General features: G+C 68.3%; 24 protein-coding genes. 14 read left to right on the plus strand and 10 right to left on the minus strand.

Annotated elements, in window-relative coordinates:
• The first annotated feature begins 30 nt into the window (after positions 1 to 30).
• The gene (locus tag AMA02S_RS41970) at positions 31 to 528 is read left to right on the plus strand and encodes a hypothetical protein (RefSeq protein ID WP_157430709.1); all 498 of its coding nucleotides are present in this window, start codon (positions 31 to 33) and stop codon (positions 526 to 528) included.
• Positions 529 to 628: 100 nt separating this feature from the next.
• On the opposite strand, the gene AMA02S_RS19800 is transcribed toward AMA02S_RS41970, so the two are convergent.
• The 3 genes from AMA02S_RS19800 to AMA02S_RS19810 all read right to left on the minus strand — a co-directional run bounded on the left by AMA02S_RS19800 (position 629) and on the right by AMA02S_RS19810 (position 2,728).
• Positions 629 to 1,510 carry a M48 family metallopeptidase gene (locus tag AMA02S_RS19800; protein WP_067460703.1) on the minus strand — a complete coding sequence of 294 codons (882 nt, stop codon included), beginning with the start codon at positions 1,508 to 1,510 and terminating at the stop codon, positions 629 to 631.
• A gap of 116 nt (positions 1,511 to 1,626) precedes the next feature.
• Positions 1,627 to 1,914, minus strand: coding sequence for a hypothetical protein (locus tag AMA02S_RS19805; RefSeq protein WP_067460706.1), 288 nt, complete (start codon positions 1,912 to 1,914; stop codon positions 1,627 to 1,629).
• A gap of 577 nt (positions 1,915 to 2,491) precedes the next feature.
• Positions 2,492 to 2,728 carry a hypothetical protein gene (locus AMA02S_RS19810; protein ID WP_157430710.1) on the minus strand — a complete coding sequence of 79 codons (237 nt, stop codon included), beginning with the start codon at positions 2,726 to 2,728 and terminating at the stop codon, positions 2,492 to 2,494.
• Positions 2,729 to 2,875: 147 nt separating this feature from the next.
• Between AMA02S_RS19810 and AMA02S_RS19815 the strand changes: the two genes are divergently transcribed.
• A complete protein-coding gene (locus AMA02S_RS19815) occupies positions 2,876 to 4,255 on the plus strand; it encodes an NsdA family TPR-like regulatory protein (protein ID WP_157430711.1) in 1,380 nt (459 codons plus the stop codon).
• Positions 4,255 to 4,629 (plus strand): ASCH domain-containing protein, encoded by a 375-nt coding sequence (locus tag AMA02S_RS19820; RefSeq protein WP_067460712.1) that lies wholly within the window; start codon positions 4,255 to 4,257, stop codon positions 4,627 to 4,629. Before AMA02S_RS19815 ends, AMA02S_RS19820 begins: the two co-directional genes overlap by 1 nt.
• Before the next feature lie 66 nt (positions 4,630 to 4,695).
• On the opposite strand, the gene AMA02S_RS45055 is transcribed toward AMA02S_RS19820, so the two are convergent.
• Positions 4,696 to 4,875, minus strand: coding sequence for an excalibur calcium-binding domain-containing protein (locus AMA02S_RS45055; protein WP_369688396.1), 180 nt, complete (start codon positions 4,873 to 4,875; stop codon positions 4,696 to 4,698).
• 72 nt (positions 4,876 to 4,947) lie between these two features.
• Complete coding sequence (locus AMA02S_RS45060; RefSeq protein WP_084265337.1) at positions 4,948 to 5,115, minus strand: transposase; 168 nt, start codon at positions 5,113 to 5,115, stop codon at positions 4,948 to 4,950.
• A gap of 475 nt (positions 5,116 to 5,590) precedes the next feature.
• Between AMA02S_RS45060 and AMA02S_RS19825 the strand changes: the two genes are divergently transcribed.
• The 3 genes from AMA02S_RS19825 (at position 5,591) to AMA02S_RS19835 (ending at position 9,540) form a co-directional block, all read left to right on the plus strand.
• On the plus strand, positions 5,591 to 7,087 hold the full coding sequence (locus AMA02S_RS19825) for a DUF2971 domain-containing protein (RefSeq protein ID WP_157430712.1): 1,497 nt from the start codon (positions 5,591 to 5,593) through the stop codon (positions 7,085 to 7,087).
• Between the two features lie 750 nt (positions 7,088 to 7,837).
• Complete coding sequence (locus tag AMA02S_RS19830; RefSeq protein WP_067460718.1) at positions 7,838 to 8,494, plus strand: hypothetical protein; 657 nt, start codon at positions 7,838 to 7,840, stop codon at positions 8,492 to 8,494.
• 41 nt (positions 8,495 to 8,535) lie between these two features.
• Positions 8,536 to 9,540, plus strand: a complete 1,005-nt coding sequence (locus tag AMA02S_RS19835; RefSeq protein ID WP_218005037.1) for a radical SAM protein — start codon at positions 8,536 to 8,538, stop codon at positions 9,538 to 9,540.
• 270 nt (positions 9,541 to 9,810) lie between these two features.
• Here AMA02S_RS19835 and AMA02S_RS41975 read toward each other — a convergent pair whose 3' ends face one another.
• The 5 genes from AMA02S_RS41975 to AMA02S_RS42950 form a co-directional block, all read right to left on the minus strand.
• Complete coding sequence (locus AMA02S_RS41975; RefSeq protein WP_157430713.1) at positions 9,811 to 9,960, minus strand: hypothetical protein; 150 nt, start codon at positions 9,958 to 9,960, stop codon at positions 9,811 to 9,813.
• 49 nt (positions 9,961 to 10,009) lie between these two features.
• Positions 10,010 to 10,990, minus strand: coding sequence for a hypothetical protein (locus tag AMA02S_RS41980; RefSeq protein WP_157430714.1), 981 nt, complete (start codon positions 10,988 to 10,990; stop codon positions 10,010 to 10,012).
• A gap of 621 nt (positions 10,991 to 11,611) precedes the next feature.
• On the minus strand, positions 11,612 to 13,408 hold the full coding sequence (locus AMA02S_RS19845) for a recombinase family protein (protein WP_067460727.1): 1,797 nt from the start codon (positions 13,406 to 13,408) through the stop codon (positions 11,612 to 11,614).
• A gap of 684 nt (positions 13,409 to 14,092) precedes the next feature.
• Entirely contained in the window at positions 14,093 to 14,974 is an 882-nt protein-coding gene (locus AMA02S_RS19850) for a TRM11 family SAM-dependent methyltransferase (protein WP_067460730.1), read from the minus strand.
• Positions 14,971 to 15,687 carry a hypothetical protein gene (locus AMA02S_RS42950; protein ID WP_169806858.1) on the minus strand — a complete coding sequence of 239 codons (717 nt, stop codon included), beginning with the start codon at positions 15,685 to 15,687 and terminating at the stop codon, positions 14,971 to 14,973. Before AMA02S_RS42950 ends, AMA02S_RS19850 begins: the two co-directional genes overlap by 4 nt.
• Positions 15,688 to 16,381: 694 nt before the next feature.
• Between AMA02S_RS42950 and AMA02S_RS19860 the strand changes: the two genes are divergently transcribed.
• The 8 genes from AMA02S_RS19860 (at position 16,382) to AMA02S_RS19895 (ending at position 25,732) form a co-directional block, all read left to right on the plus strand.
• Positions 16,382 to 16,837, plus strand: coding sequence for a pilin (locus AMA02S_RS19860; protein WP_218005038.1), 456 nt, complete (start codon positions 16,382 to 16,384; stop codon positions 16,835 to 16,837).
• A 91-nt stretch (positions 16,838 to 16,928) separates the two neighbouring features.
• Positions 16,929 to 17,153 (plus strand): hypothetical protein, encoded by a 225-nt coding sequence (locus tag AMA02S_RS19865; protein ID WP_067460736.1) that lies wholly within the window; start codon positions 16,929 to 16,931, stop codon positions 17,151 to 17,153.
• 37 nt (positions 17,154 to 17,190) lie between these two features.
• Positions 17,191 to 18,519 carry a hypothetical protein gene (locus AMA02S_RS19870; RefSeq protein WP_067460738.1) on the plus strand — a complete coding sequence of 443 codons (1,329 nt, stop codon included), beginning with the start codon at positions 17,191 to 17,193 and terminating at the stop codon, positions 18,517 to 18,519.
• The gene (locus AMA02S_RS19875) at positions 18,516 to 19,502 is read left to right on the plus strand and encodes a PrgI family protein (protein ID WP_067460740.1); all 987 of its coding nucleotides are present in this window, start codon (positions 18,516 to 18,518) and stop codon (positions 19,500 to 19,502) included. The genes AMA02S_RS19870 and AMA02S_RS19875 overlap by 4 nt, the downstream gene beginning before the upstream one ends.
• A gap of 131 nt (positions 19,503 to 19,633) precedes the next feature.
• Positions 19,634 to 21,355 (plus strand): VirB4 family type IV secretion system protein, encoded by a 1,722-nt coding sequence (locus tag AMA02S_RS19880; RefSeq protein WP_245667658.1) that lies wholly within the window; start codon positions 19,634 to 19,636, stop codon positions 21,353 to 21,355.
• Positions 21,356 to 21,504: 149 nt separating this feature from the next.
• On the plus strand, positions 21,505 to 23,832 hold the full coding sequence (locus AMA02S_RS19885; protein WP_157430718.1) for a type IV secretory system conjugative DNA transfer family protein: 2,328 nt from the start codon (positions 21,505 to 21,507) through the stop codon (positions 23,830 to 23,832).
• Positions 23,829 to 24,746, plus strand: a complete 918-nt coding sequence (locus AMA02S_RS19890) for a replication-relaxation family protein (protein WP_067460745.1) — start codon at positions 23,829 to 23,831, stop codon at positions 24,744 to 24,746. Before AMA02S_RS19885 ends, AMA02S_RS19890 begins: the two co-directional genes overlap by 4 nt.
• Complete coding sequence (locus tag AMA02S_RS19895) at positions 24,746 to 25,732, plus strand: C40 family peptidase (RefSeq protein ID WP_067460746.1); 987 nt, start codon at positions 24,746 to 24,748, stop codon at positions 25,730 to 25,732. Before AMA02S_RS19890 ends, AMA02S_RS19895 begins: the two co-directional genes overlap by 1 nt.
• Positions 25,733 to 25,739: the final 7 nt, after the last annotated feature.

Genomic DNA, 25,739 nt, shown 5'->3' on the forward strand with positions numbered 1-25,739 from the left:
TCTTGAACGACGGTAGGCAATCCTGGTGACATGACGTCTCCACATCAAGATCCGCGAACGTATGTCGTTCCAGTGCAGGACGGCCAGTACTACATCGAAGCATCGGGCGGACGCGGAGGTGACTGGCTGGATCCACAAGACGGTCTCACCACTGGGCAGTCCAATTGGGTGGCGATCTTCACGGGCACCCAGTGGGGTCCTGTTACCCTCCGACTTCAAAGCCTGCCCGAGCGGTCAACTGATCTTGAGACGGGCTGGGAGATGATCGTCGAGCGCGACATCGTCACAGCAGACGGTGGCCTGGCTGTAGTCAGCACCTATAGCGCTGGTTCTGGTGGAATGAAGCTCCCGCCAGGACGTGGACGCCTGCGGATTCACGTTCGTGACAGGGCCGTAGCGCTGCGCCACAGCAAGCTGGAGAGTCCGCTGGAGACCCACTTCATCCAGGTTTGGCCGAGTAGTGAGCCACAAGCACCTGCGGTACTGCTTGGCCCAGACGACGTGGCGTCTCAGATCAGTCCAAACTGAGCGGCGTCCGGACACCGGGAACCCCGGCTGATTCTTAGGGATCGGCCGGGGCCTCGCGCAGCGGCACATCCCGACCGGGCCAGCCCGCCAGCGCTCGTCGTCAACGTGCCTTCCGGGGGATGCGGGCGGTCAGCGCCGCCCGCAGGGAGAAGGGCGGATGGGGTGAGAACAACCGCGCGACCACGGTCAGGACCCTGGACACCCCGTGTGGCCGTGTGCGGGCGCTGCGGACTAGTGCCCAGTACTGGCGGGCGACGTCGGGGCCGGTGCCGCGCGCGGCGGCGACGTCGGCGGCGAGTTCATCAGCCCACTGCACCCCCGTGGCGACCGCCCACACGGCGGGCGCGACCAGGGCCAGCAGGTGCGGGGGGACGGTCAGGCCCAGCGCCAGCCATCCGGCCAGGAGCGGCGCGCCCAGCATCCGGCGCAGGGTCCGTGACATGCGGCGAGCGTGATGTGCCTCGTGGGCCAGGACGAACGCGGCCATCTCGGGCTCGGCCAGTAGCCGCTCACCAAACACGACCAGCGGGCGCCGCCGGTAGGGGATCAGCGCGGCCGACAGCCGCATCCGCGCGCACGGGCAACCGCCATTGTCGATGGTGCAGACCTGTTCGTGGTCGGCATCGGGACGCATCACATACAGGTACACGCCGTCCGCAGCGCGGAACCGGCGGCGGAGCGTGCGCTGGACGTCGCCCAGAACGGCGCGGGTCTCAGGTGGCTGATCCGCCATGAGTTGGTGCTGGTAGGCGGTGGCGGTTGCCCAGTCCACCCCGTTGGGGCCGGTCCGGTGTTCCTTCCTCTCAGCCAGCACGATGCCAACGACGACGGCTGCGGCCAGGACGGCGCTCAGCACCGTCCCCATCGAGTGGGGCAGTGCACCGAGTAGGTCGGCGATGCCGCCCCCGACGGGAAGAAGCACCAGCGGCGCTATCGGTAGGAGCGAGCCGCGCCGTCCGCCGCTGAGTTGCCCGTTGCGCATGAAGGACTCGAAGTTGGCAGGCGGCGTCGCGCTGGGTTGGCGTGTGTTGGGGGATGCGGAGCGTGTGGTTTTGGGCATCGTTGTCGTTTCGTCGTCGGTGGTATTCGGTCAGATGGTCAGCGCTCGCTCGCCCTCCGGGGGGCGGCGCCGAGGTCGGCGGCGATCACGTCGGCGGCGTCCTCGGGGTCGGTGGGCAGCGGCAGCCACGGGCCATCTCCCTGCCGCATCCGATACGCCGCGCCGTCCCACTCAACGATCTTTGGCCCGGCGTCGCGGTAGGTGACGGTCACGTGCGGCAGACCGGTGCCCTCATCACGGACGACGGACACGGCCATCTGTGGTGCACGGCGGCGGAGCGCGGCGTGCAGCCGCTCGGCCGGACTGAACGCTTCGGGTAGCAGCATCTACTTCTCCAAGGGTTGTGGGGGTGAAGTGGGCGGGCGGCCGGGGGCTTTCCCACCCGCCCACGTCCGATGGAAGGGCGGCGGTGACCCGGTCCAGCCCGAGCCACCGCCCGGTCACACCGACCCCGCCCCTCAGGGAGTGGTGTGACAGATGGCGGGGGTGGCGCCGCTCTGAGTTGGGGACCAGCGGCACCGCCCCGGTCCAGGCGTCGCGCACCCGCTGCTTCCGTTCACGACGGCGAGCCTGTGCGCGTTCGACGATGCTGCCGAGGTAGGCGACCTTGTCCGGGTCCTCACACTTGCCCTGGCAGTACTGCGACTCCGGAACGATCGCGTTCATCAGCGCGCCGTATGCCGCGATCGCATAGTCCAGGTCGGTGTGGCCCGCCGGTGGCTTGCGCCTCATCATGGGGTTCCTCTCCTGGTGTGTGGTGGCGCGGCGGGCGGGGAGGTGATCGTCGGTCACCCGCCCGCCGCGCGTGTACGGCGGCCGCTCGTGCCGGCGGCGGCTGGCCGTATGACCGGGTGGGTGCGGCGGACCCCCGCCAGAGGTAGCCGTGCCACGCCCACATCCCGGTCACTGTTGGCCTTCGCCTGCTTCGCTGAGCGCGGCGCGCAGCTGGTCAGGGGTGTCGGCGTCGAAGCCGCTCGGCGCGCGTTTGAAGCGTCGCCCGGACTCGTCTCGCTGAATGTCCCGCATCGCCCACCAGCGACCTCGGTCGCTGTGGATGAACGACCAGCCCGGAAACTCCGCCTTGAGCCGGGCTTTGGCGTCTTCGACGTCTTCGGCTGTGTCCGTTGGAGTCGAGGTCACGGGACCCACCCCCAGTTGCGATGCACGTTTACGCGGTCACCATCAGTGAATCTGTGGCGGGTGCCATACATCTAGCGGGAGACTCAGGAGGGGAGAGGAGGGTGCCCACCGGCTCCCCCTGACGACCGGCGAGAGGTGCATCGCAACATGTCCGCCGCGAAGATCATCGGCGCACGCTTGCGCAGACTGCGCGAGGAACCACGCGACCGGCACGGTCGCGCCCACCGGTCCCGCGAGAAATGGGCGCTCATGCTGCGCAGTGCGGCCGGGCCCGATGCCGACGGGCTACCGGGCGTGAAGAGCCTGGCCGACATGATCAAACAATGGGAGCGCGGCGACAACATCCCCGGCCCCATCTACCGGCCGCTGTACGCGAAGGTGACCGGTAAGCCAGAGGCCGAACTGTTCGCAGAGGCACCCGGCCGACATTCACGGAAGACCAGCGACGCCCCCACCGAGGGCGATGGACCCCTGCAAGGCCGCCGGGACGCTTTGAAACTCGGTGTAGCGGCCGCCGCACCAGAGGTCCTCCACCGGGTGCTGCGCGGCACCGCCGCCGAAGCCATGGAGTTCACCCGGCTCACCGGCTCCACCTCCGTAGGCGCAGGGACCTTCGCGCATCTCGAAGCGGTGATCACCGAAATCGACCGGGCGTACAGCCGGGACACCCCTGCCGAGCTGTTCGCCATGGCGCACTCCTACCGGCACCGCGTGGCCGATCTGATCAGAGGGCCTCACACCCTCAAGCAGGCGCGCGAACTGTACGTCTACGCCGCGTGGCTGTCCGAGTCCCTGGCGTGGCTTGCTCACGACCTGGGAGACCCGTTCGCCGCGGAGTCCTGGGCGGTGGACGCATACGAGCACGCCGACCAGGCCGGCCACGACGAGCTGTGCGCGTGGGCGACCGACGCCATGGCCTCGATCGCGATCTACACCGACCGTCCCGCCCGCGCCCTCGCCGCCGCGCACCAGGGCATCGCCAGGGCCCCGCGAACGCATCCCCTCGCCGTCCGGCTCCGTGCGCAGGCCGCCCGTGCGCACGCTCGTCTCGGCGACCGCGGCGAGTGCGAGGACATGCTTCACCAGGCGAGCAAGGTCTACGGCGCTCTACCCGCCCGCGCGCCACTGCGGTTCACCGTGGACACCGGGAACCTGGCCGCACTGGCGATGACGTCCTACCCCGCGTCGGCCTACATCTGGCTCGGCGACGCCGTCCGCGGCGACTTTGCCAAGGCGCGCAAGCACGCCCAGGCCGCCATCGACGAACAGGAGGGACTGCCGGAGTCGGCGCGCTCGCCGAGCCGGGAGGCGATCGCCAGGGTTGACCTCGGTATCGCGCTCGCCGAACTCGGCGAGCCCGAGGAGGCCGCGGCCATGGGACGGCGCGCCCTTGGTACGCCCCGCCTGGTGGACTCCGTACGGTCGCGCGCAGGCGACCTTGACCGGGCGCTTGCCGCCCGGCATCCCGAGGTCCCGGCGGTGCGGGACTTCCACGAGATGTACAGGCACCTACAACCGGCGAGGTGATGACGACGAGCGACACCGGAAAGTCCGAGATCAACATCCGCCGCCCCTACCTCGACCTCATCGAGCAGGGCGTCAAGACGGTCGAGGTCCGCGTGGGCTACGCCAGCATGCGAAGAATCCAGGCGGGCCAAGACCTGACCTTCGTCTCTGGTGATAAACGGCTACCGACCCGGGTCACGCGGGTGACCGAATACACCACGTTCGACGCGATGCTCGACGCCGAGGACCCCCGCTCGATCGGCGGGGAGTTGGGCGAGAGCCGCGAGGAGCTCCTCGCCGTGATCCGCGGCATCTATCCGCCGGAGAAGGAGAAGCTCGGCGTCCTCGTGATCGGGATCGAGGTTCTCCCGGTGAGCGATCTCGCCGCGGAGTAGCCTGGCTGTGCGATGCACCGGCGCCCCATCCCAGTCGTGAAGGACGGGGCGCCAGTCTTTTCCGGGTCAGCATTCGCAGACCACGCCGTCGCCGTGGCTGTCCTGATACCAGCGGTACTCCGGGTCGACGCCGCGGACGTACGGGCCGAGGCCAGCGGCGGGCGGCGTCGTCAAGGTGCTCGATGTCCATCCGTTCCCAGCAGACCACGTCCACAGAGTTCCCAAAGCCTTCCCAGTGGGGCACATCAAGGGCACACGGACCCGGGAATTGCCCTGGCACTGCCGGAAACTCTTGGGGATGTGTTTCGCCTGGTCACATCAGCAACGGACCCCGCATCGGCCTGGGCCTGGCGCACCCAGGTCCGCAGCGCTTCGCGGGTGGATGCCCAGATCGGCAGCGATCTGCGCGATCGGCCGATCCGACTCCCGAGCCAGCCGCACAGCCCGCTCACGGAGCTCCAGAGGGTACTTGCGTGGTGCCGACATTGACGGTCATTCTCCTCCCTGCCAGCCAAGATCATGACTGGCTTGAAGGACTTCACCAACCCGGTACGGCTCACTGGGAAACGTCCGAGAGTCCGCAAGCCATGCGGCCGCCCCTGGCGCCAGCGCCTGGTTTGAGGGTCCAAGATGTTGATGCCAGAGAGAACCAGACGCCTTCACCGTCGTCTCGATCAAAGCTCACACCACTCCACGCCACTGACCGCGGCGCGGCCAGCGCGCGCGTCGTGAGCTACAAGGCCCCAAGCTCGGACCGAGCACCTCAACCTCCGCGACGTCAACAGGAAACCCTGGGCGGGGCCAACGCAGGCACGACTAGCAACGGCCTGTCGTGAAGCCTGGGCCATGAGTCTCCGAAGTCTTCATCCTTATCGTCAATCAGACGAAATGGCGCTACCCTCTAGATGCGACGAGTGCGGCCATCAACGGGGGTGCGCCGCTGGCAGGAGGGTGTGATGTGATGAAGGATCTCAACGGGTTCATCCCCGCGGACCTGCTCGGCACTGATGGCTATGTCGGCGGCGTCACCGACCATGAGCAGATCCTGGAGCAGGAGCTTCGGGTCGCGGCCAGGGTTTCCTCCGGGCTCGCTTACCACTACACCGGTGCAGACACCGCGATTCAAGGGATCCTGTTGAACGGCACGCTGCGATTGTCACCGTTCTCGACCACCAATGACCTGTGGGAGTCGCGCCCGTTCTATCCTTCTGTCTCCGCGGACGCCGACGACCGCGGCCCGGGCCCGGGCATGCTGCCGCTGTGGCAGGAGATCGACCGGCACATCCGAGTACATGCCAAGGTGGCGTGCCTTACCCAGGACGTACAGGTCATGGACGGCGGATACGCGTCAGACGCGCTGCGCGGGTATGCGCACCTGTCGCTGTGGGCGCACTACGGCGCCCGCGGGGCGGGCCTGTGCCTGGGATTCGACCTGCGCAAGCTCGTCGAGGGCTTCATGACCGCGCCGCATCTGCTGCACACATTGCGTTTCCATGGCCCGGTCCAGTACCGGCACGCCAGCGTCACTCCCGTCCACAGCATCAGGCTGGGGCAGATCACTGAGTTCGGAGTCGACGCCGCCGCGCTCGCCTTTGCCGAAGACAACAAGGAAGGGGTGTTCTTCCGCAAGCACGCCGACTGGGCGAACGAGTGCGAGTACCGCCTGGTCTTGATCGATCAATCCGTCCTACCTGCCACTGTGGACATCCGCAGCGCTCTCTCCCACGTTGTCCTGGGTGAGTGTTTCCCTGACCACAAGCGTCCCGCACTCGCCGCGGTTCTGGCCGAATACCCTGACGTCAAGGTGCGGCAGATGCGCTTCCACAATCGTACGGTCTATTGCGAGCAGATTTCGCTTGACGACGCCAGCCTTCCGAGCCCTGGCAGCGCCGCCGCGACGCCGGGCAAGCCTCGACGCACCGGCTCGCTGAGGGAGCGACTGAGCCAGTTGCGCACGGCCGAAGAAGACCAGCGAGCCGACGCCGAAAATGCTCAGCAGTTGGTGCTCGGACCTCTCGGCCAGATAGCTCAGGCATTCTTCGCCCTCAAGCAGTTGCCGCCCGAGGGTGCGAAAACTTGGCTGAACCCTGGGGCCAGTGCGGTGCCTGCACATCTACGGCAGCGGACCGCTGGCGTCCCCGGCGAGATCGTCCGCTTCGAGCAGGGCATGACCATGATCGTCGCAGATGCCGACGACCCGTTTCGCGTCGTGGTGGCGGCTGCCGCAATCCAGGTTCTCAGCGACCAGCACGTCCGCATCCACGGACATGTCAAACGCGAGGAGCCTGATCCTTCTGCGGGGGTGACACGCATTCCCGTGTGGAGCGACTCCCGCGACGCTCAGATCGATGAGGCCACCGTCGTGACCGAGAGACTTCTCGGCGAGCTGAGCCACGCTTTCTCCCATGCTTTGCCGGAGTTCACAAAGACCTGCGAGGCGGCCGCAGAAGCTCGCTGAACCGGCGCCCCGCTCCCCTGAGCGTCTCGCTCACGCACTCGCTGCCAGCGGTGAAGCCCGAAGCCGACCCTGGATCCGTCCGAAGGGCGTTGCGGATCATTCCTCTTATGCCAAGCGGTGCGCCTCGCCGTCAGGGACGGGTTCCCTTTCGGTAACGTCGTGCAGGACGTGGGCAAGGATCTCTGCCCCGCGCACCATCCTGGGGCGGGAGCGGTTGAAGTAGGTGGGGCCGTCCAGGACCCACACCTGTCCGGGCCTGTTCCGCCTACCCGCCCGCGCCGCCCACATCGGCAGCGCCACCCGGCCGCCCCCGGGAACACGCCGATACGGCGCGCACCGAAGGCTGGATCGTTCTCCCCACCACGCCCCTGCACACGCTGCGCCCGCGCATGGAGGATGACATCTCTCATCGTCTTGTGTTCAAAGGATGCGAACGCGCGCGAGTTGACCACCGCGGGATCTGGCGGGGTTCGCAGGAAGGGTGCATTGGGAGATCGTCGGCGGCGAGGCCGTACCGCCCGAGGCCGACCTGCCGACACCGGCAGGCACGGCAGGCCAGCGAGAGGCTCCGCCAGCGGGTCGGCGAACTCGTCGAACAGTGGCAGGAACAGACCCGAGCGCAGCGGCACGGCCATCGACATGGCCAGCAGGCTGCCCCGATCAGACACCCGAACCGGCCGGAGCCGACCTGAGGAAACTTTGGTATCGGCGTGCTTGCGGTTTTGGACCTGGTCCGATGACGCTGGCCTCATGGAGCCCAACGAGCTGCTCATCCTGAATTATCCGAAGTACAGCGAACGCATCGCCGACTGGTTCGGCGAGATGAACGCGAGCCCCGCCTTTCGTGAGGTCTTCCTGGCCGACCCGGCGGGCACCGTCCGCCAAGCGATCTTCCCTGACCAGCCGCCGATCAGCGAGGGCGGGGTCAACCAGGCCAACCGGATACTATTCTCCACCCTGAGCAACCCGGAGTTCATGCAATGGGCCGGCGAATACAACGAGGTGCTCGTACGGCGTGCCGCAGATGAATACCCGCAGATCGAGGACGAGCAGCAGCGGATGAGAGCATTCCTGGCGACCTTGGACAAGTCGGTGGTGTACCAGGACATCGCCGATGCCGCGCCGCGGTTCATGGATCGGGAACTCGCGCACGCGTTGCTATTGGGCGACCGGGGCCTCGAAACGGGCACCTTGGCCTCCATCACGATGCACGTGGCAGTGATCATCATTCTCGCACTCGTCGTCGTGGCCATGCCCGTCCCCCTCCTCGGCGATGGGGTCAACCGCGAAGATCTGCGCGTGGTGATGACACAGCTCGCGCAGCGGCTGGAGCAGCGGGCCGAGACGCTGCGCGCCGAGGGGCGATTGCTCGGCAGCGACGCCGCCCGCCGCGGCCGGAAGCTGTGAGCATGTTCGGCCGGCTGGGCACTGGCCGCATCCTGTCTCTCATGCCGACCTGGCAGTGCACGGCGGCCTGCGACGCTTGCGGCACCCACAGCTCGCCCGCCGTACGGACCCGGCTGTCGACCTCCGACATGCAGGCCGCCATCCGGCAGGCCGCCGAGGCCGGGTACGAGGCGGTCGGGTTCACCGGCGGCGAGGCCACCCTGGCCGGACGGGTACTGCTCGAACTCATCGAGCTGTCGAAGTCGCTCGGGCTCGCGACCCGCCTGGTGACCAACGGCCACTGGGCTCGTGGACCGGATCGGGCGCGAACGAAGATCGATGACTTCGTGTCGGCCGGGCTCGATGAGATCAACTTCAGCACCGGTGATCAACATGTCCGGTTCGTACCTCTGCAGAGGGTGCTCGACGGCATGTATGCCAGCCTGGCGCGGGGGCTGCGTGTCGCCCTGATGGTGGAGATCACCGACCGCCGCCGGGTCACGGCCGAGTCGATCCGGGAGATGCCCGGCTATGTCGCCCTGTCGCGACGGTTCCCGGACAGCCCCATTTCCATTTACGAGAGCCCTTGGATGCCGCTCTCGCCGAAAGAGGTCGCACCGTATCCTGACGGCCTGACCGTGAACGCGCGGAACGTCGCGCAACGCAGCGGCTGTGACAGCATCCTCACGACCACGACCGTGCAGGCGGACGGCTCGATCACCGCCTGCTGCGGTCTCGGCATGCAGGACATTCCAGAACTGAGGATCGGCGACATCCGGGTCACTCCGCTGTCGCAGGCGGACCGGGCCGCCAGCGAGGACTTCCTGAAACGCTGGATTCGCGTCGAGGGGCCGGAGCGGATCCTGGCCTGGGCGGCCACCCACGATCCGGACATCGAATGGGAGAATATGTACGCCCACCGGTGCCAGGCCTGCCTGCGCCTCTACCAGGACCCCGCGGTAAGGCGGACCATCCGCGACCACCATCAAGAAAAGGCCGCGGATGTCGCGTTCGCCGAATGGCTGCTCTATCACTACGCGGGCGCCGATCCCGCCGGCCCGGACTGACCCTTGCGGGAGACTGCGGTCATGGCGCATCGACAGCAGACGGATCCGGCATGTGCCATCGCGCCACCGAATCTGCCGCACGGCCGACCCGGCAACCCTCATTAGGCGGAGGAGGGGGTCAACCGCAGTTGGTTGGCGATCGATTTCGTGGGTGGGGCGACAACGCGGCGAGGCGCCGCCTGGGCGTCACGCAGCAGGACTTATGAAACGCGCCGTAGTCCTCGGATCTGGCCTCGGCCTCGGTGCGTTCCAGGCCGAAGCCGCAGGGCATTAAAGGATGGCGTCGGGACGGGCGGCGGCAAGCGCGTCGCTGGCCCCGGTTGCTCGCCTGGCGACGCCCGCGTCGATGGCGGTCGGCAGGCGGGTGCATTCGCCGAGCGGCGGGGTCAGCGAACGGAACCCGCGGCTGAATCTTTGCAAGACAACTGTTCATTGGAGGCAGTTGACGCCTCCTTCTTTGACGAGACCATCAGCGATGGAATCCTCTGTACTTCGATCTAGGCGCAGAGAACCTGAAGTCCTCGAACCACTCGTCGAGATCACCAGGTTTCGCGACAGTGGCCCGGCCTGCGAGGTAGGCATATTCATAGTCCTTGTCCTCAAACAAGGAATCGTGAAGCATATCGAACTCGAAGTCGAAGCGAGACTCCGGCATACAACCCGCGAAAAGTTCGAACTCATCACCCTCCTCGGAGGCCATCTCGGCCGCTCGATCGAGCGCCAGATGCAGAGCGATCTCCTCTGCCATTGTATGCGGTTTGGGAAGGTCTCCGCCTTCGATATCACGAGCGATGTCTTCGAATGCGCGCGCGAAGCGCCGATAGAATTTTCGGCTCTGCCAAGACGCGACATGAGGGATAGGCCAGAGCTCGCCATGCGGTCGAAGCGGGGTGCCGGACGAGATCTCCTCTGCCCGGTCGTGAATCTCGTCGCAGTAGATTTCAGCCGCCGCATGGATCAGCGAGGCAGTTCTGGGGGGCATGGAAACGCTGCAATCGCAGTCAGCGTACTCATCGCAGGCGCTGCACTCTTCGCAGGAGTCAACACAATCGCCACAGGCGGGACACCCATCGGCAGGGCATGCACTGATGGGGAACGATCCGAATGGACTGATGCCCCTCACTGGGCTGTCCGCGTTCACGGGCTCGGAAGCCTTGACTCGATCAAGGACCTGCTGGATTGCTGCGTTCACACTCTCGGGCTCGTCGGCAAGCACAGCACGGAGGCGGACTCGGAAGCCAAGCGCCCCGTCCCTGTCGTATACGTATTGGTTCAACGCGGCGCAGAGAGCATCGGCACGAGCAGCTTCGCTGACGGTGGCGACAGCCTCAAGCTCAGCGAAGCCGCTAGGGCGCTCCTTCTCCCTTACAAGGGCAAATACCCTGCTCTTGCTGGGGTTATGCTGCGGGACGAATGCAAAAATGTCCGCAGCGGTGACGGGGGATGCCAAGGCTTCTCCTTACACATAAGGGCTACAACTGACACCTCGGACGGACGCCAGTCGGGGTAACCCGATATGAGTTTGTCTGTGATCTGAAGGGATTTGCTGGTGATCCGGGTGCTTCCGCGGATGCCCTAGCGGTTAGTAGCCTGACACAGAGTCTTCGGTAATACAAGCGCTCCATCGAATCCGGTCCGAGCAGAGAGTGGAGGGTCGGGCACGGCACGAGTGCGCCATCGTCCAGACCGAATCACAAGGGCGAGGACCCGGCTCCGCGAGCCTCGGCGATCATTGGCGTCGCACCTAGACGACCCGGCGCTGTCGCTTGCGCCGGATTGGCCGCGGGAAACTGGAGGCGGCTTAGCGATGCTGTGCCCCCGTCCTGCGCGCGCCGTACCATCCTCCGGAAGGCGAAAACTGGTCTGACAAATTGTCGCCTTCATGCCCCTCATGCGAGTTGACAGCTTCAACGATCTGCCAACCGAAGACCTGCATATGCTGGCGATAACTCATAGCAGCCTGCTGGAACCGGTGTGGGCCAGCACCGGAATACAGTAGGGCGCGCCGAGCAGTGAATGGACCGGCCATGTGCTGTCAGGGCGTGTCGCCCCAGCGACACGGCCCGCGCGGTTACGGGATCGGGACGCGGGAGGGGATCGTTAGGCGGGCGCCGGGGTTGGATCGAGCCGGTTCCCCAACCTCCCCGTAGGGGGTACTACACAGACCGGCGCTCGTCCCGGGTTGCCCCACCCCGACGATCGCCGCTGCCTCCTGCTGCGCGCCCACGACCTCCGCCGCGATCGTGACCTCGCACTCCACAAGTCCCGCTTCCCTCTCGTAGCGCATGCGCAGCCGGAACACATCCAGTAGCCGCCGCAGAACAGGTACGGGCAGGCGGTCCAGGTCGATCGTCCCGACCGGGAGCAGGTCCAGCAGTTCAGGACACGGACGCACAGGCGCCCTACTCCGAAGTTCCCGCAGCTTGACCTGTGCGCCCTCCAGATCGGCGGCGATCCCGACGGAACGTTCGTTGATGTTCTGCACCAACGCCTGGCTCGGTTCCTCCAACCGTTCCAGCGGATCCAGCACCCGCGCCCGCCGACGACCCAAGTCCGCGATCTTGGCCTCCAGCGCCGCGATGCTCGCTTCATGTTCGTGCAGATGCCGATCGTCCAGACGAGCGAGAACAGCCCGCAGCCGTTCCCGGCGCTGAGCACCGAAGATCTCCCGATTGAAGAACTCCTCCAACCCCGCGATCAGAGGCTCTTCGCGGACCCGGACCACTGCAGGATGTCTTTCAGGCAGATGAGACCGCTTCGGGCTGCACACGTAATACACCCGTCCCCGATCGGTCTTGCCGAACATCCGGCGCTCGCACTGCACACAGGTGAGGTACGACCTCAAGACGTACAAACGTCCAGTGGTCTCGGCGCTGTCTCCGCTCTGACGGCTGCGGGACCGTTGCCGCGCCTGCACGACCCGCTGCGCCTCGACGAAGGTCTCGACGCTGACGAGGCCGGGGTGGGTAGGTTCGGCTGACCACACCCAGGCTTCTGGCGGGTTAATCCTTCCTCCGGCCGAGGACGTGGCTTTTCGGTTCCACACCATGTAACCGGTGTACTTGGGGTTGCCCAGGACGTCACGCACCGAGGAATAGGTCCATCTGCCCAGGGTCCGAGACTTCGCAGTGGCAACAGGTGCGGGGTACCGATTCAGATCGGTATTCAGCTGGTCGGCGATGGCCTGATATCCGAGGCGTTCGGCAACACGAATTTCGAAGATCGCCTCAACGACCGGCCCGCATACCGGGTCGGGGGCCAGGACATGTTTGGTCGCACCTTGTTCTCGACGTGCAGCGACCGGATGAGGGACCTTCTTGGCCAGGAAGCCGTACGGAGGTCGTCCAACGTTGAAGCCTTGTTGGGTGTGAATCTCGAATCCGCCCCAGGACTTCTCCAGCATCTCCAGGACGTACCACTCGGCGACGCCCTGTTTGACCCGTCGCGTCAGTACCTGAGACGACCGCTTGCCGTTGAGGCTGATCGGTTCGTCGGAAGCCCACAGCGGGATCCCCAGGCGTTCGAGCTGGTTCTCGATCTGCGTGCCGACGTAGGTGCGGCGCGCGATCCGGTCGACGGATTCGCAGATCACTACATCGAATCGCCGGTCAATCTGTGCTGCCTCCGACAACAGGTCCTGAATGCCGCCGTCCCGCGGAACAGGAATACTGAACCGCTCGTGTCCGCGTCCGAATCCGCGCGCGTCCAGGTCCTTGCGCCCGGACTCGATGTCGTAGAAGTGCGCCACGACGACGGCCCGGCCCGGAAGCGCGCTGTGGAGCGCGGTCTGGCTGTTGGCGAGCTGGCGCGGAAGCGACAAGGTCGGATCCTGCTTGTCCTCGGTGGAAGTCCGGCCCGCGAACGCCACGCGCAGCGGCCCCTCCAGCCGGAACCTTCCGCCGGGACCCGTCAGCCCTGCGGATCGGTTGCTTTTGGTCCCTCCGCTGAACACATCGAGAGGGATAGGACTGCGTGATTCGCCCACCACGTCAACACCTCTTTGATCGCGTCTGCCTGAGCTCGTGCGAGCTGGTCCTCAACGGATGGATCCGCGAAGTTCAGTCGCCAGGTAAGTCTTGGCTGTTCACTCTTTGTCGATGTCGGCTTGCCGCTCATAGGTCCCCGGTTCACCGACTATCGATGCCGCCTGGCCAGGTCCGCGGCCGCTTCGGCCATGACGGCACACCTGCGGGCTCAAGAACAAGGCTGCGTGCACGGCGCCTACCGTCACGGCGCCTGTCGTGTACGCGGTTAACGTTTCGGTGAATGTCCCGCCTCTGAATTTCGCGACCTGCCTGCTGACTGTCGGACGGCACGGTGACAGGCGGTGCGATGAACTGGGGTCTCCCTGACGGAGTACAAAGGTGCCAGTCACCGCCGCACTGAAAGGCGCGGAGCCGGACACCACGTGCAGCGATCCGCGCCGCTCTGCGGGCGGCGCGGCGAGAGGCATAGCGGGCGCGTCCGCACCGTCCGCATAGACCCAGCTGGAGAATGGCCAGCATCTCCAAGACCCGCCCGTGCCCCGACCGATCATCACGTCGGCTCGCAGTCATCGGCTCGCCTCCTCCAGATCGGTGGCGCGTTGGAAGATGAGAAGGTCTTCGTGGGCGGTGGCGCAGGCGGGGTTGCCGCGGTCGCGGGCGCGGCGGGTTTCCAGCATCTGGAAGAAGGAGGCCCGGTTGACCAAGCCGCCGTCGCGGAGTCCGGCCAGCAGCGCGGCGTAGCGGCCAGCGAGAGTCAGGCCGTGCCGTTGAGCGGTCTCGATGACTCGTCCGGGCAGATCGGTCAGTTCGCCTTTGATCCGGATGGGGCGGATGGTCACGGCGATTACGCCGCCTGGCCGGAGCAGGGTGGCGCTGCCGGCCAGGATGCGGCCGAAGGCGTCCAGCAGGCCGGTCAAAGGCTGGTGGGCGAGGTTTGCGTGGTCGGCCGAGTAGCGGTGGTGGCGTTTGGTGACCTTGCCGCCGCCGTTGTCGCGGCTGGAGTGGATGTGTCCGTGCGTGCGGGCCCCGTACGGCGGTGAGGTGAGCACCAGCGCCGCCCGGCCGCGCAGGAGGCGATAGAGAGCAGCGATGTTGCGGGCATCGCCGCAGACCAACTGGGCTCGGCCGGTAGCTCCCTGCCGGTGGGCGTAGCGCACGTTGTCCAGGGTGAGGTGGACGAAGTGAGGTTCGTACTCCATGCCGGCGGCGTCGCGGTCCAGGTGGATGGCTTCGACGAGGGTGGTGCCGATCCCGCACATCGGGTCGATGACCAGGTCGCCGGGTTGGGTGAAGGCGTTGATGACGGTGGCGGCGATGGCGGGCAGCATCTTGCCGGGGTGCCGCATCGATTCGGGTGTGTAGCGGCCCTGGCGTTGTAGCCGTGAGGGCCGCTGTCCGGTCGCCAGCACCGAGGTCAACCTCGATGAGGCCGCAGCGCGGTGATTCATCTGATAGCTCCGTCCTTCCATGGCTGCTGGGGTTTGGTGAACAGGCAGACGTCGGCGTGGACGCTGACGGCGGGTGGCAGGGCGCGGGAGCGGGTGTCGCGGAGCTGGGCCAGGTCGGCGGGCCCGCCTTGGACGACCAGGACGTCGCCGTCGATGGGCACGCGCAGGGCGATGACGTGCTGGGAGTAGCCGAATCCGAGCCCTTGGGCTTGCTTGATGATGCGTGGGGCGGGGTCGATGAGTCGTCCGGCCTGGTGGCGGGCGGTGGTGGTGACCGCCAGGACCCCGCCGGGTCGCAGCACCCGCCAGGCGGCGGCCAGGAACTGCCCTAGTTGCTGGCTGGTGAGCATCCACACCTCCGCCCGGCATGCCGGGCAACCGTGTTTGTGGCCTGGTGGCCGGTGGCCGCCGGTCTCGTGCGGTGGTGGGGCGGCGGTGACCAGGGCGATGTCGCCGAGGTGGTCGGCTAGGCCGCGGGCCATCTGGTCGGGTCGGCAGGGACGCATCTGCACCCGCCCCAGGTGCTCTTGCGGGAGGGTGGCGCGTAGGCGGGTGCCGATGTGCTGGGCGAGCGGGAAGTGCGGGACCAGCGCGATGGCGCGGCGGTCCAGGTCGGCGGCGGCGACCAGGGCGGCCTCACTGGTGGTGAACCCTTCGGCGACGATGTCACCCTCCCGGCTGCAGGTGCCGATCAGATGCCGCGCAAGCTCCATGCCGACCGACCGCCGATGCCGAGCGCAGATTTTCGTTTCATTGGTGTTCTGTGGGCGGGCCGTGTTTGTCGGGCTGAGGTGATGCGCGCTGCCGATGCTGTCGCCGGTGGCGGTGTCGGAGCACAGCCAGACGGTCAGCGGCACCATCCGGCGGGTAGCAGTTGGGCCGGTGTGGTGACCGGCAGGTGAGTGGTCGGGATTAAACGGTGTGTGATTCATGTGCTGGGTGACCCGAGACGGCCCCCCGATCCCCGTACACCGTTGAAGCACCGCGACCGGCCCCGGTTTTGTCCCTCGGATCGCACCAGGATCCGGTCAAGATCACTCGTCCGGCTCTTTGCCCACACCCAGCGCGGCCCGGTAGGCGCCAGTGTGCACATCGCCGATCTGCCTGGGGTCGAGTCGGCGGGCAGCCCGAGGACTGACGAGCCTCCGACAACAAAGACTCGGTAATCCCTGCCGGGATCGAGGCCAATTCGGGGCTGCGGCGGGTGCTTCAAGGGTGCCAGTTGAGATCACCGGCGGATGGTGCAGCTCTGAGGGCGGACGGACGGTCGAAGCCCGGTCCCCGCCGCATCCAGCCCGTCACCTCGTGTCCCTTCAGAGGAGGACACCCGCAGCCTTCGGGCCGCGCCGTCCGCCGGTGATCTCGCCTGGCAGTCCGTACTCGTCTGACCGTTCCGGAGACGCTGCTATGCACACCAACCGAACTCGTCCGCGCCTCAATGACCGCCGTCCAGAACAATCCGGCAACTGGACCGCCCTTGGGCCGTCGACCGCCACGCCTCCCGTCAGACGGCGGCACAGCTGTAGGAGGCTGCTGGCGGCGTCGCTGTCGTGGTCGGCGGGGTGCTCGGCGACCGCACTGCTGGTGCCCGGGGTCGCCGAGGCAGGCACGAACTTGGCCGCGGCAGCGTCGCTGGACGAGGTGATCACCAACCTGCGCAACGTGATCACCGGGTTGCTGGTGGGGCTCGCGACCCTGTTCGCCACCATCGGCGGCGTCCGCTACATGCTGGCCGGGGGTGACCCTGGTGAGGTCGAGGCGGCCAAGAAGACGCTGCGGTACGCCGCGATCGGCTACTCGGTGGCGGTGCTGGCGCCGGTCCTGGTCAAGCTGCTGCAGAGCATCGTGGGCGAGCCGTCATGACGCCCACCGCCGGCCCGCCCTCCCCGGATTGGTCAGCGCTGGTGAGCCGCCCGGGCAGAGTCGTCGTGCTGGTCGCGCTGGTAACGGGGGCATGGCTGTGGTTGTCGGCGGAACCGGTGCGGGCCGTGACCGAGGCGAGGGCGAGCCCGTCCCGGCCGGTTCCCGCACCGGCTTCGCCACCCTCGTCCCCGGTCGTCTCGCCGCCATCGACACCCGCAGCATCGTCCCCGCCGCCAGCGCCTTCGTCCTCACCGCAGTCCACACCAACACCCACGCCGTCGCACACCGGTGGGCAGAACCCGGCCGGCGAGGGTGAGGGCGGGTCAGAGTGCGGGTTCGTTGACGTGGGGTGCATGGCCAAACGTGCGGTGAACGGCTGGTTTAACGATCTGGTGTCCTCGGCCGCCCAGCCGGTCTTCGCGCTGCTGCGCGACACCGTGCTGGGCACCCCGGCAGTGGATTCGCCGGAGATGGCGCGGGCGCGGGAGTTGTGGGGCGTGTCGCAGGCGATGGCCAACACCTGCTACGTGCTGCTGGTCACCGCCGGTGGGGTGTGGCTGATGGCCGGCCATTCCCTGCCCGGCGCCGAACTCACTCCCGGGCAGCTGGTGGTGCGGTTGGTGGCGGCGTTCCTTGCTTCCAATCTGAGCCTGATCGTGATCGGATACGGGGTCGGGTTCGCCAACGGGCTCGCCGAGGCGTTCCTGCAAGCAGGGGCCGAGTCGGTCGATCCGAGTGTGGTCGCCGATGTGGTCGCCGGGTTTGTGGCCGCCAATCTGGTGCCCAGCCAGCCGTTCACCGCGTTGGTCGCGCTGGGGGTGGTGGTGCTGGCGTTGTGCGTGGCGTTCATCTATGTGATCCGGCTGGCGCTGACGATGGTGCTGATCGCGGCGGCCCCGTTGGCGTTGATGTTTCATGCGCTGCCCTTCACCGACGGGCTGGCAAGGTTGTGGTGGCGCGGCATGTCCGGGGTGCTGGCGATCCAGGTGTGCCAGTCGCTGGTGCTGGCGACCGCGTTCCGGCTGATGTTCACCGAAACCTCCGACACCAGCGACCATCTCATCGGACTCCCCACCCACAATGATGTCGCCGATCTGCTGGTGGCGGCGTGCCTGCTGTATGTGATGCTGCGGATCCCGGCGTGGGTGGCCCGCACCATCTGGCGTCCCGCCCAGCCCCGCATGCTCGGTGGCCTGCTGCGCAGCCTGATCCTGTACCGGGGTCTGGGCGCGCTGATGGGCGACCGTCGCCGCGTCGCCGCCCCCTTCCAGCACCGAACCCCGCCACCCCCGCCACCGCCTTCCCCACCTTCTCGCTCTCGCGAGCTGCCGGGACCGCCGCGGCCGGCGCCAACCCCTCCCGCAGACCCTGCGCCCGGTCCGCCGTGGACGGAGCCGTCGAGTTCGGATGGCGATGGTGAAGGAGGCGGGCGCCCGGTGCAGCTCGCGCTGCCCATCCCCCGTCCGCCTGCCACGCCCGGGTCCAGGCGGCCGGTGCAGCTGGCGTTGCCGATCCCGGTCAGCCGCGTCCCCCGCCCACCGATCCCCACCTCGCCTGCGGCGTCTTCAGGGCAACCGCGGGTGCGTTCTCGGCAGCTGATGTTTCCCGGGATGCCGCGGCGACCGGTGCCGCACCGGCAGCTGACCCTGTGGATCGACCCGCCCAAAAGGAGCCGCACGTGAACGGCCAGCGGCATGAGCAGCCGATTAGCGTGAAGATCCCCGCCGATGTCGACCAGCCCGACAAGATCCTCTACGGCCTCACCGGCCGGCAGCTGGCCATCCTGGCCGCCACCGCCGCCGCAATGCTGTGGACCTGGCTCACCCTGCACGCCCTGGTGCCATTCCCGGTCCTGGCAGCGGTGCTGGTGCCGGTGGCGGCGTGCGGGTTCGTGCTGGCGGTCGCCCGCCGCGACGGGATGGGCCTGGACCGCTACGCCGCCACCGCCCTCGCCTACCTGCGCACCCCGAAGATGCTCGTTACCAGTAGCGAGCCGATTCAGCCGCCGCCGTCGTGGTGCCGGATGCGCGGCCGGTTGCCCGCGCCGCTGCGGCTTCCGGTGCGGGCCGTCCGCCAGGACGGCGCGATGGAACTGGCCGACGGCGCCATCGCAGTGATCGTGCGAGCCGGGACGGTGCCGTTCAGCCTGCGCACACCCGGCGAACAAGCAAGCCTGGTCGCGGTGTTCGGGCGGTGGCTCAACTCGCTGGAGTCACCGGTGCAGATCCTCGTCCAAGCCCGTCCGGTCGACCTGTCCGGACTGGCCGAGCACATCACCGGCCACGCCCCCCGGCTGCGCGATCGGCAACTGGAGGAGGCGGCGGGCGAGCATGCGGCGTTCCTCACCGAACTGGGCGCCGCCCATGACCTGCTGGTTCGGCAGATCCTCGTCGTGATCAGTGACGGCACCGGTCCCCCCGGCACCGCTGGTGCGCCCTGGTCCAAGGGACGGCGTCAGCGGGTTGGACGGGATGGGGGTGCGGCGGTGGCGTTGCGGCACGCAGAGGAGGCCGTGCTTTCACTGGCCGCACTCGGGGTGAGAGCCGAGGTCCTGGACGCGGCAGCCTGCACCACCGTGCTGACCGAGTCGCTATCCCCAGGAGAACGACGACCTGTGGATAACGCCGACCCGGGCGAGTTGATCACCGGGAGGCGGCAGGCATGACGCGCCGCCGATCCCACACCCACCTGCAGATCCTTCGCCCCTGGAGTCGGGGCGTTGACCCCCGAGAGAGCACCGATGCAGATCTGCCCGACATGGTTGGGCCATCAGCCATTCACACCCATGTGCGGTCGGTGGAGTTGCCGGGTGGGGTGTGTGCCTCGTTCGCAGTGACCGGCTATCCGCGTGAGGTCGGCGCGGGTTGGCTGGAGCCGCTGCTGACCTACCCGGGACGGTTGGACGTGGCGCTGCACATCGAACCCGTCCCGCCGCTGGTGGCCGCGCAGCGGCTGCGCCGCCAGCTCGCCCGCCTAGAATCGGCCTCCCGCCACAACGCCCAGCACGGACGGTTGGCCGACTTCGCGGCCGAGGCGGCCGCCGATGATGCCGCCGAACTCGCTGCATCCCTGGCCCGCGGCCACGGCCGCCTGTTCCGCGTCGGGCTCTACCTCACCGTCCACGCGGCAGAACACCAGGAACTGGAGGCGCAGGTTCAGCGGGTGCGGGCGCTGGCCGCATCCCTGCTGCTGGACGCCCAGCCGACCACCTTCCGGGCCCTCCAAGGGTGGATCACCACCCTGCCGCTGGCCACCGACACCGTGAGGGCACGGCGGGTGTTCGACACCACCGCGCTGGCGGCGGCGTTCCCGTTCACCTCACCCGACCTGCAACCACGCATCGCCGACACACCAGTGCTGTATGGGTTGAACGCCTACTCGGCCGGGGTGGTGGTGTGGGACCGGTTCGCCCAGGACAACTACAACTCCGTCACCATCGCCCGCTCGGGCGCCGGCAAGTCCTACTTCACGAAACTCGAAACCCTCCGCCTGCTCTACCAAGGCGTCCACGTCGCCGTCCTCGACCCCGAAGACGAATACCGCCGCCTGTGCCATGAGGTCGGCGGCACCCACATCGCCCTCGGTGCTCCCGGCGTGTGCTTCAACCCCTTCGACCTCCCGGCCAGTCAAGGCGAGGACACTCTGATCCGGCGGGCACTTTTCCTGCAGACCCTCATCGCCGCGATGCTCAGCGAACCACTCACCCCGGCGGCACGAGCCGTGCTGGACCGGGCGGTGCTCGCCACCTACCAGGCCGCCGGCATCACCAGCGACCCCCACACCTGGACACGCCCGGCGCCAGCGCTGGCCGACCTGACCACCGCACTCGACCACGCCGCCCAGGCCGGGACCGGTGAGGCGGCCGAGTTGTCGGCGCGGCTGGCCCCGTACGTGACCGGCTCCTACCGGGGCCTGTTCGCCGGGGCGACCACCACCCCACCCGACGGTCACCTGATCGTGTTCTCGCTACGGGATCTGCCCGAGGAGACCCGCACCGTCGGGATGCTGCTCGCACTGGACGTGATCTGGCGGCAGGTCACCAACCCCGCCGAGCGCCGCCGCCGCATGGTGGTGGTCGATGAAGCCTGGACGCTGATGCGCGACGCCGAGGGCGCCCGGTTTCTGTACCGGCTGGCCAAGTCCGCCCGCAAACACTGGACCGGGCTCGCCGTCGTCACCCAGGACGCCGCCGACCTGCTCTCCTCCGATCTGGGGAGAGCGGTCATCGCCAACTCCGCCACCCAGATCCTGCTCCGCCAAGCACCCCAGTCCATCGACCAGATCGTCGACGCGTTCGACCTCACCGACGGGGAGAAGGCGTTCCTGCTCACCGCCGACCGTGGCCAAGGCTTGTTGTGCGGAACCGCGACCGGCTCCGACCGCGCTGCCTTCACCGCCACCGCCAGCCCGCACGAGCACCGGCTCACCACTACCGACCCCGCCGAACTCGCCGCCCTCGACTCCCACCACAGCCCAGCCGCAGGCACAGGCCAGGCGCAGGAAATCGATCCGCTATGAGCCTCCAAGCCCACGAACTGCGCACATCTGGCAGTCGGCACACCCTAGCCGCCGAGATCTCGCGCGGCCCACACCACCTGGCCGATCTCCTCGCGGCTCATGGGCCTGGCATTGCGTTCAGCGCGGCGGGGGCCGTTGCCGTTGTGGCCGTGGTCCGGTGGGTGGTGTGGCGGTGGCGCAACGCCCGTCTGGCGCCCGGGGCGCGGGTGATCGAGATCGCGGTACCGCCCAAGGTCGAAGACTCCAGCGCCGCCGCCTGGTGGGCCCGCCTCATCGGTCTGACCCTCCCACGGTGGAAACGCGTGCTCTACGGGCAGCCGCATCTGGCGTTTGAGTACCGCGCCGACCACACCGGCGTCCGCTTCCACATCTGGGTCCCCGGGACGGTACCGCCCGGGCTGGTGGAGAAGACCGTCCGCTCGGCCTGGCCCGGCGCCACCCTCACCACCGGCCCCGCCACCCCACCACTCCCACTCGATATCCCCGCCGCAGGGGGCCGCATGGTGCCGGCGTGCCCCGAGCACTACCCCCTCACCCACGTCCACGACTCCGACCCGCTGCGGGGCCTGCTCGGTGCCGCGTCCGGGCTGGCCGACGGAGAACACCTCGCCGTGCAGATCCTGGCCCGCCCCGCCACCGGACGACGCCTACAACGCGCGCACCGCGCCGCAGCCGCGCTGCGCGGGGCCCGCTCCACCGCACCCCAAGGCGTACTGTTCGACCTGGTCACACCCGGCATGTCCGGACACTGCGACCCGGCAGAACTCACCCGCCGGTTCCCCGAACGCACCGAGCAGATCCGCGCGGTCCTCGCCAAAGCCGCCCAGCCGCGCTTTGAGGTCCAGATCCGCTACGGCGCCGCCACCCGCCACCACGACCAGGTAGCGGCGGGGTGGCTGCGCGCGCACGCCCACGAGACCGCCTCCACCTTCGCCCTGTTCACCTCCGGCCACCAACACCTACGCCGCCAGCGCCTACGCCACCCGGCCACCCGCCTGAGCGAACGCCGCCTGCACCGCGGCTACCTGCTATCAGTGCCCGAGCTGGCGGCGCTGGCGCACCTGCCCTACGACCTGGCCGCGCCCGGCGTCACCCGCGCCGGCGCCCGCCCCATCGCCCCCTCACCCGCCATCCCGGCCTCCGGGTCAGGCGTCCGCGTCCTGGGTGACTCCGAAGCCGGTGCGCCCCGGCCGGTAGGGCTCACCGTCGCCGGTGCCCGCCAGCACCTGCACGTCCTGGGCCAGACCGGCGTCGGCAAATCCACCTTCCTGGCCAGCCTGATCCTGGCCGACGCTGCCGCCGGACGCGGAGCGCTGGTCATCGACCCTAAAGGCGACCTGGTCGCCGACGTCCTGGACCGCCTCCCCGAGCGCGCCATCGGCCGCACGGTGGTGTTCGACCCCGCCGACCGCGGCCGCCCACCCTGCCTGAACGTCCTGGCCGGAGCAGATCCGGCGTTCGCGGCCGAGTCGATCGTCACCACCTTCCGCCGCTGCTTCTCCTCCTCCTGGGGACCCCGTCTGGACGACCTGCTGCGCTCGGCGTGCCTGACCCTCACCCGCGTCAACGGCACCCGCGCCACCCTGGCCGACATCCCCCGCCTGCTGATGGACGGCCCCTACCGCACCCGCATCACCAACCGGCTCACCGACGAACTCCTGCGCGGATTCTGGGCCTCCTACGACGAGCTCACCCCCGCCGGGCGGGCAGCGGTGATCAGCCCGGTGATGAACAAACTCCGGGCGGTGCTGCTGCGCCCGTTCGTCCGCGACACCCTGTCCGGCAACACCTCCACCCTCGACCTGGGCGCCATGCTCGACACCGGCGGACTGATCCTGGCGCGGCTGCCCAAAGGCGTCCTGGGCGAGGACGCCGTCCGGCTGCTCGGATCGCTGCTGCTGGCCCACACCTGGCAGGCCATCACCCCCCGCGCCACCCAACCCGAACACCAGCGCCGCGACGCCGCCGCCTACATCGACGAGGCGCACAATTTCCTCAACCTGCCCGGCTCCATCTCCGACATCCTCGCCGAAGCCCGCGCCTACCGCCTCAGCCTCACCATCGCCCACCAGCACCTGTCCCAGCTGCCCAGAGACCTCCGCGAGGCGGTCTCGGCCGATGCCCGCAACAAGATCTACTTCGCCGCCTCCCCCGAAGACGCCAGCGACCTGGCCCGCCACACCGCGCCCCTGCTCTCCCCCCACGACCTGTCCCACCTGGGCGCCTACCAAGCCGCCGCGCGCCTCATGGACGCCAACACCCCCACCGCGCCCTTCACCTTCCGCACCCGGCCCCTCCCCGACCCGATCACCGGGCGCGGCCATGAAGTCCGCCAGGCATCACGCGAACGGTTCGTCAACGGCGGAGCCAAACGCCCCATCCCTGCCGTCGGACTTCGCCCCCTCGACACCGAGCCCTCAACACTTCCGGCACACATCGAACCCGCCACCGCACCCATGGACGAGGACACCACATGACGCAGCCGAGGAAGACCGCCAACCGCCTGCGGGCAGTTCCCATCCGGCCGCCCAGGGTGACTCCCTATCTCGTCGCCGACCTGGCCTACCGCCTCACCGGACGCGACCGGACACTGCTCACCCTGGTCTGGGAACACCGCGTGCTCACCACCGACCAGCTCACCGCCCTGCTGTTCCCCAGCCCCGAACGCGCCCGGCAACGCCTCAACCAACTCCACCGCCTCTACGCCCTACTGCGGTTCCGGCCCTGGACACCGGTCGGGTCCAAACCCTGGCACTGGGTCCTGGGCCCCACCGGCGCGCACGTCCTGGCAATCCAAGCCGGGCAGACCCTCAACGCCTTCGGATACCGGCAGGACAACGCCACCGCCATCTCACCCCGACTCGGCCACCAGATCGGCGTCAACGACTTCTTCGTCGGCCTGCACGCCCACGCCCGCCACCGCAACGACGGCACCACCCTGGACCAATGGTGGTCCGAACACCGCTGCGCCGCCCACTGGGGGGACCTGGCCCGCCCCGACGCCTTCGGCCGCTGGACCGAACATTCCAATGCGCACTTGCCCGAGCCACCGCAGACGCTGGACTTCTTCCTCGAACACGACACCGGCACCGAAACCCTCGCCCGCGTCGCCGCCAAACTCGGCGGCTACGCTGACCTCGCCGAAGCCACCGGCACCACCACCCCGGTCCTGATCTGGCTGCCCAGCCCCCACCGTGAAGCCAACCTCCGCAAACTGATCGGCGCCCCCGAAATCCCGGTCGCCACCGCCGTCCACACACCCGCCACCTCACCCGAGGGGCCCGCCGGACCGATCTGGCACATCGCCGGAACCAGCGGCCCCCGCCGCCGACTGTGCGACCTGGCCGCAGCCTGGGAGACCGCCCAACGGCCGGCATCCGAAAGCCGCTGATGCCGTTGGTCATCGGCGGGGCAGCCGCCGTACTCGTCTTCGCCGCCGTGTTCGTCGCCGTCCTCGGCGCGGTCATCCCCGGCTCCGGCGCCGGGACCGACACCTGCCCGCCCGGCACCAGCGCCCCTGGCCAGCGCGAGCCCATCGCCGACATCCCCTCTGCCTACCTCGGCCTCTACATGATGGCCGCGCAGCGGTACGGGATCGGCTGGAGCATCCTCGCCGCGGTCGGGAAGGTCGAATCCGACCACGGACGCGGCTCCGGCCCCGGTATCACCTCTGGAACCAACCACGCTGGAGCAGCCGGCCCCATGCAATTCCTCGCCGGAACCTGGGCGGCCTTCGGCGTCGACGGCAACAACGACGGCCACAGGAACATCTACGACCCCGCCGACGCCATCCCTGCCGCTGCACGCTACCTCCGCCACAACGGCGCCCCCGAGAAAATCCGTACCGCTCTCTTGCGGTACAACCGCTCCGGCGCTTACGTCACCACGGTGCTGCACCAAGCCGACGCCTACGCCAAGGCCGGCACGCCATCGACCAGAGAACCTCGCGCACAAGTGGCGCCTTGCGACCCGGCCGGGCTCTCGGTCGGGACGCCCAGTGCGGCAGCGGCCAGGGCCATCGCCTTCGCCCGCGCCCAGCTCGACAAGCCCTATGTCTGGGGAGCCGAGGGCCCCGACGCCTACGACTGCTCCGGCCTCACCCACACCGCCTACCGGGCGGCCGGAGTGTCCATCCCCCGCGTGTCCGGCGACCAATGGCAGCACGGACCCCGCATTTCTATAGGTCGAGAACGGCCAGGTGACCTGGTGTTCTTCGACTCCGGGCCCAGCACATCAACCGCGCGACCCGGCCATGTCGGCCTGGTCATCGGCAACGGCAAGATGATCGCCGCACCGCACACCGGCACCGTCGTCCAGATCCAGCCCTACACCCGTCCCGACCTGCTCGGCTTCACCCGTCCCACGGCCCACCAGTGACGGGCGG

This window comes from Actinomadura macra NBRC 14102 (genome assembly GCF_001552215.1).
Taxonomy (GTDB): domain Bacteria; phylum Actinomycetota; class Actinomycetes; order Streptosporangiales; family Streptosporangiaceae; genus Spirillospora; species Spirillospora macra.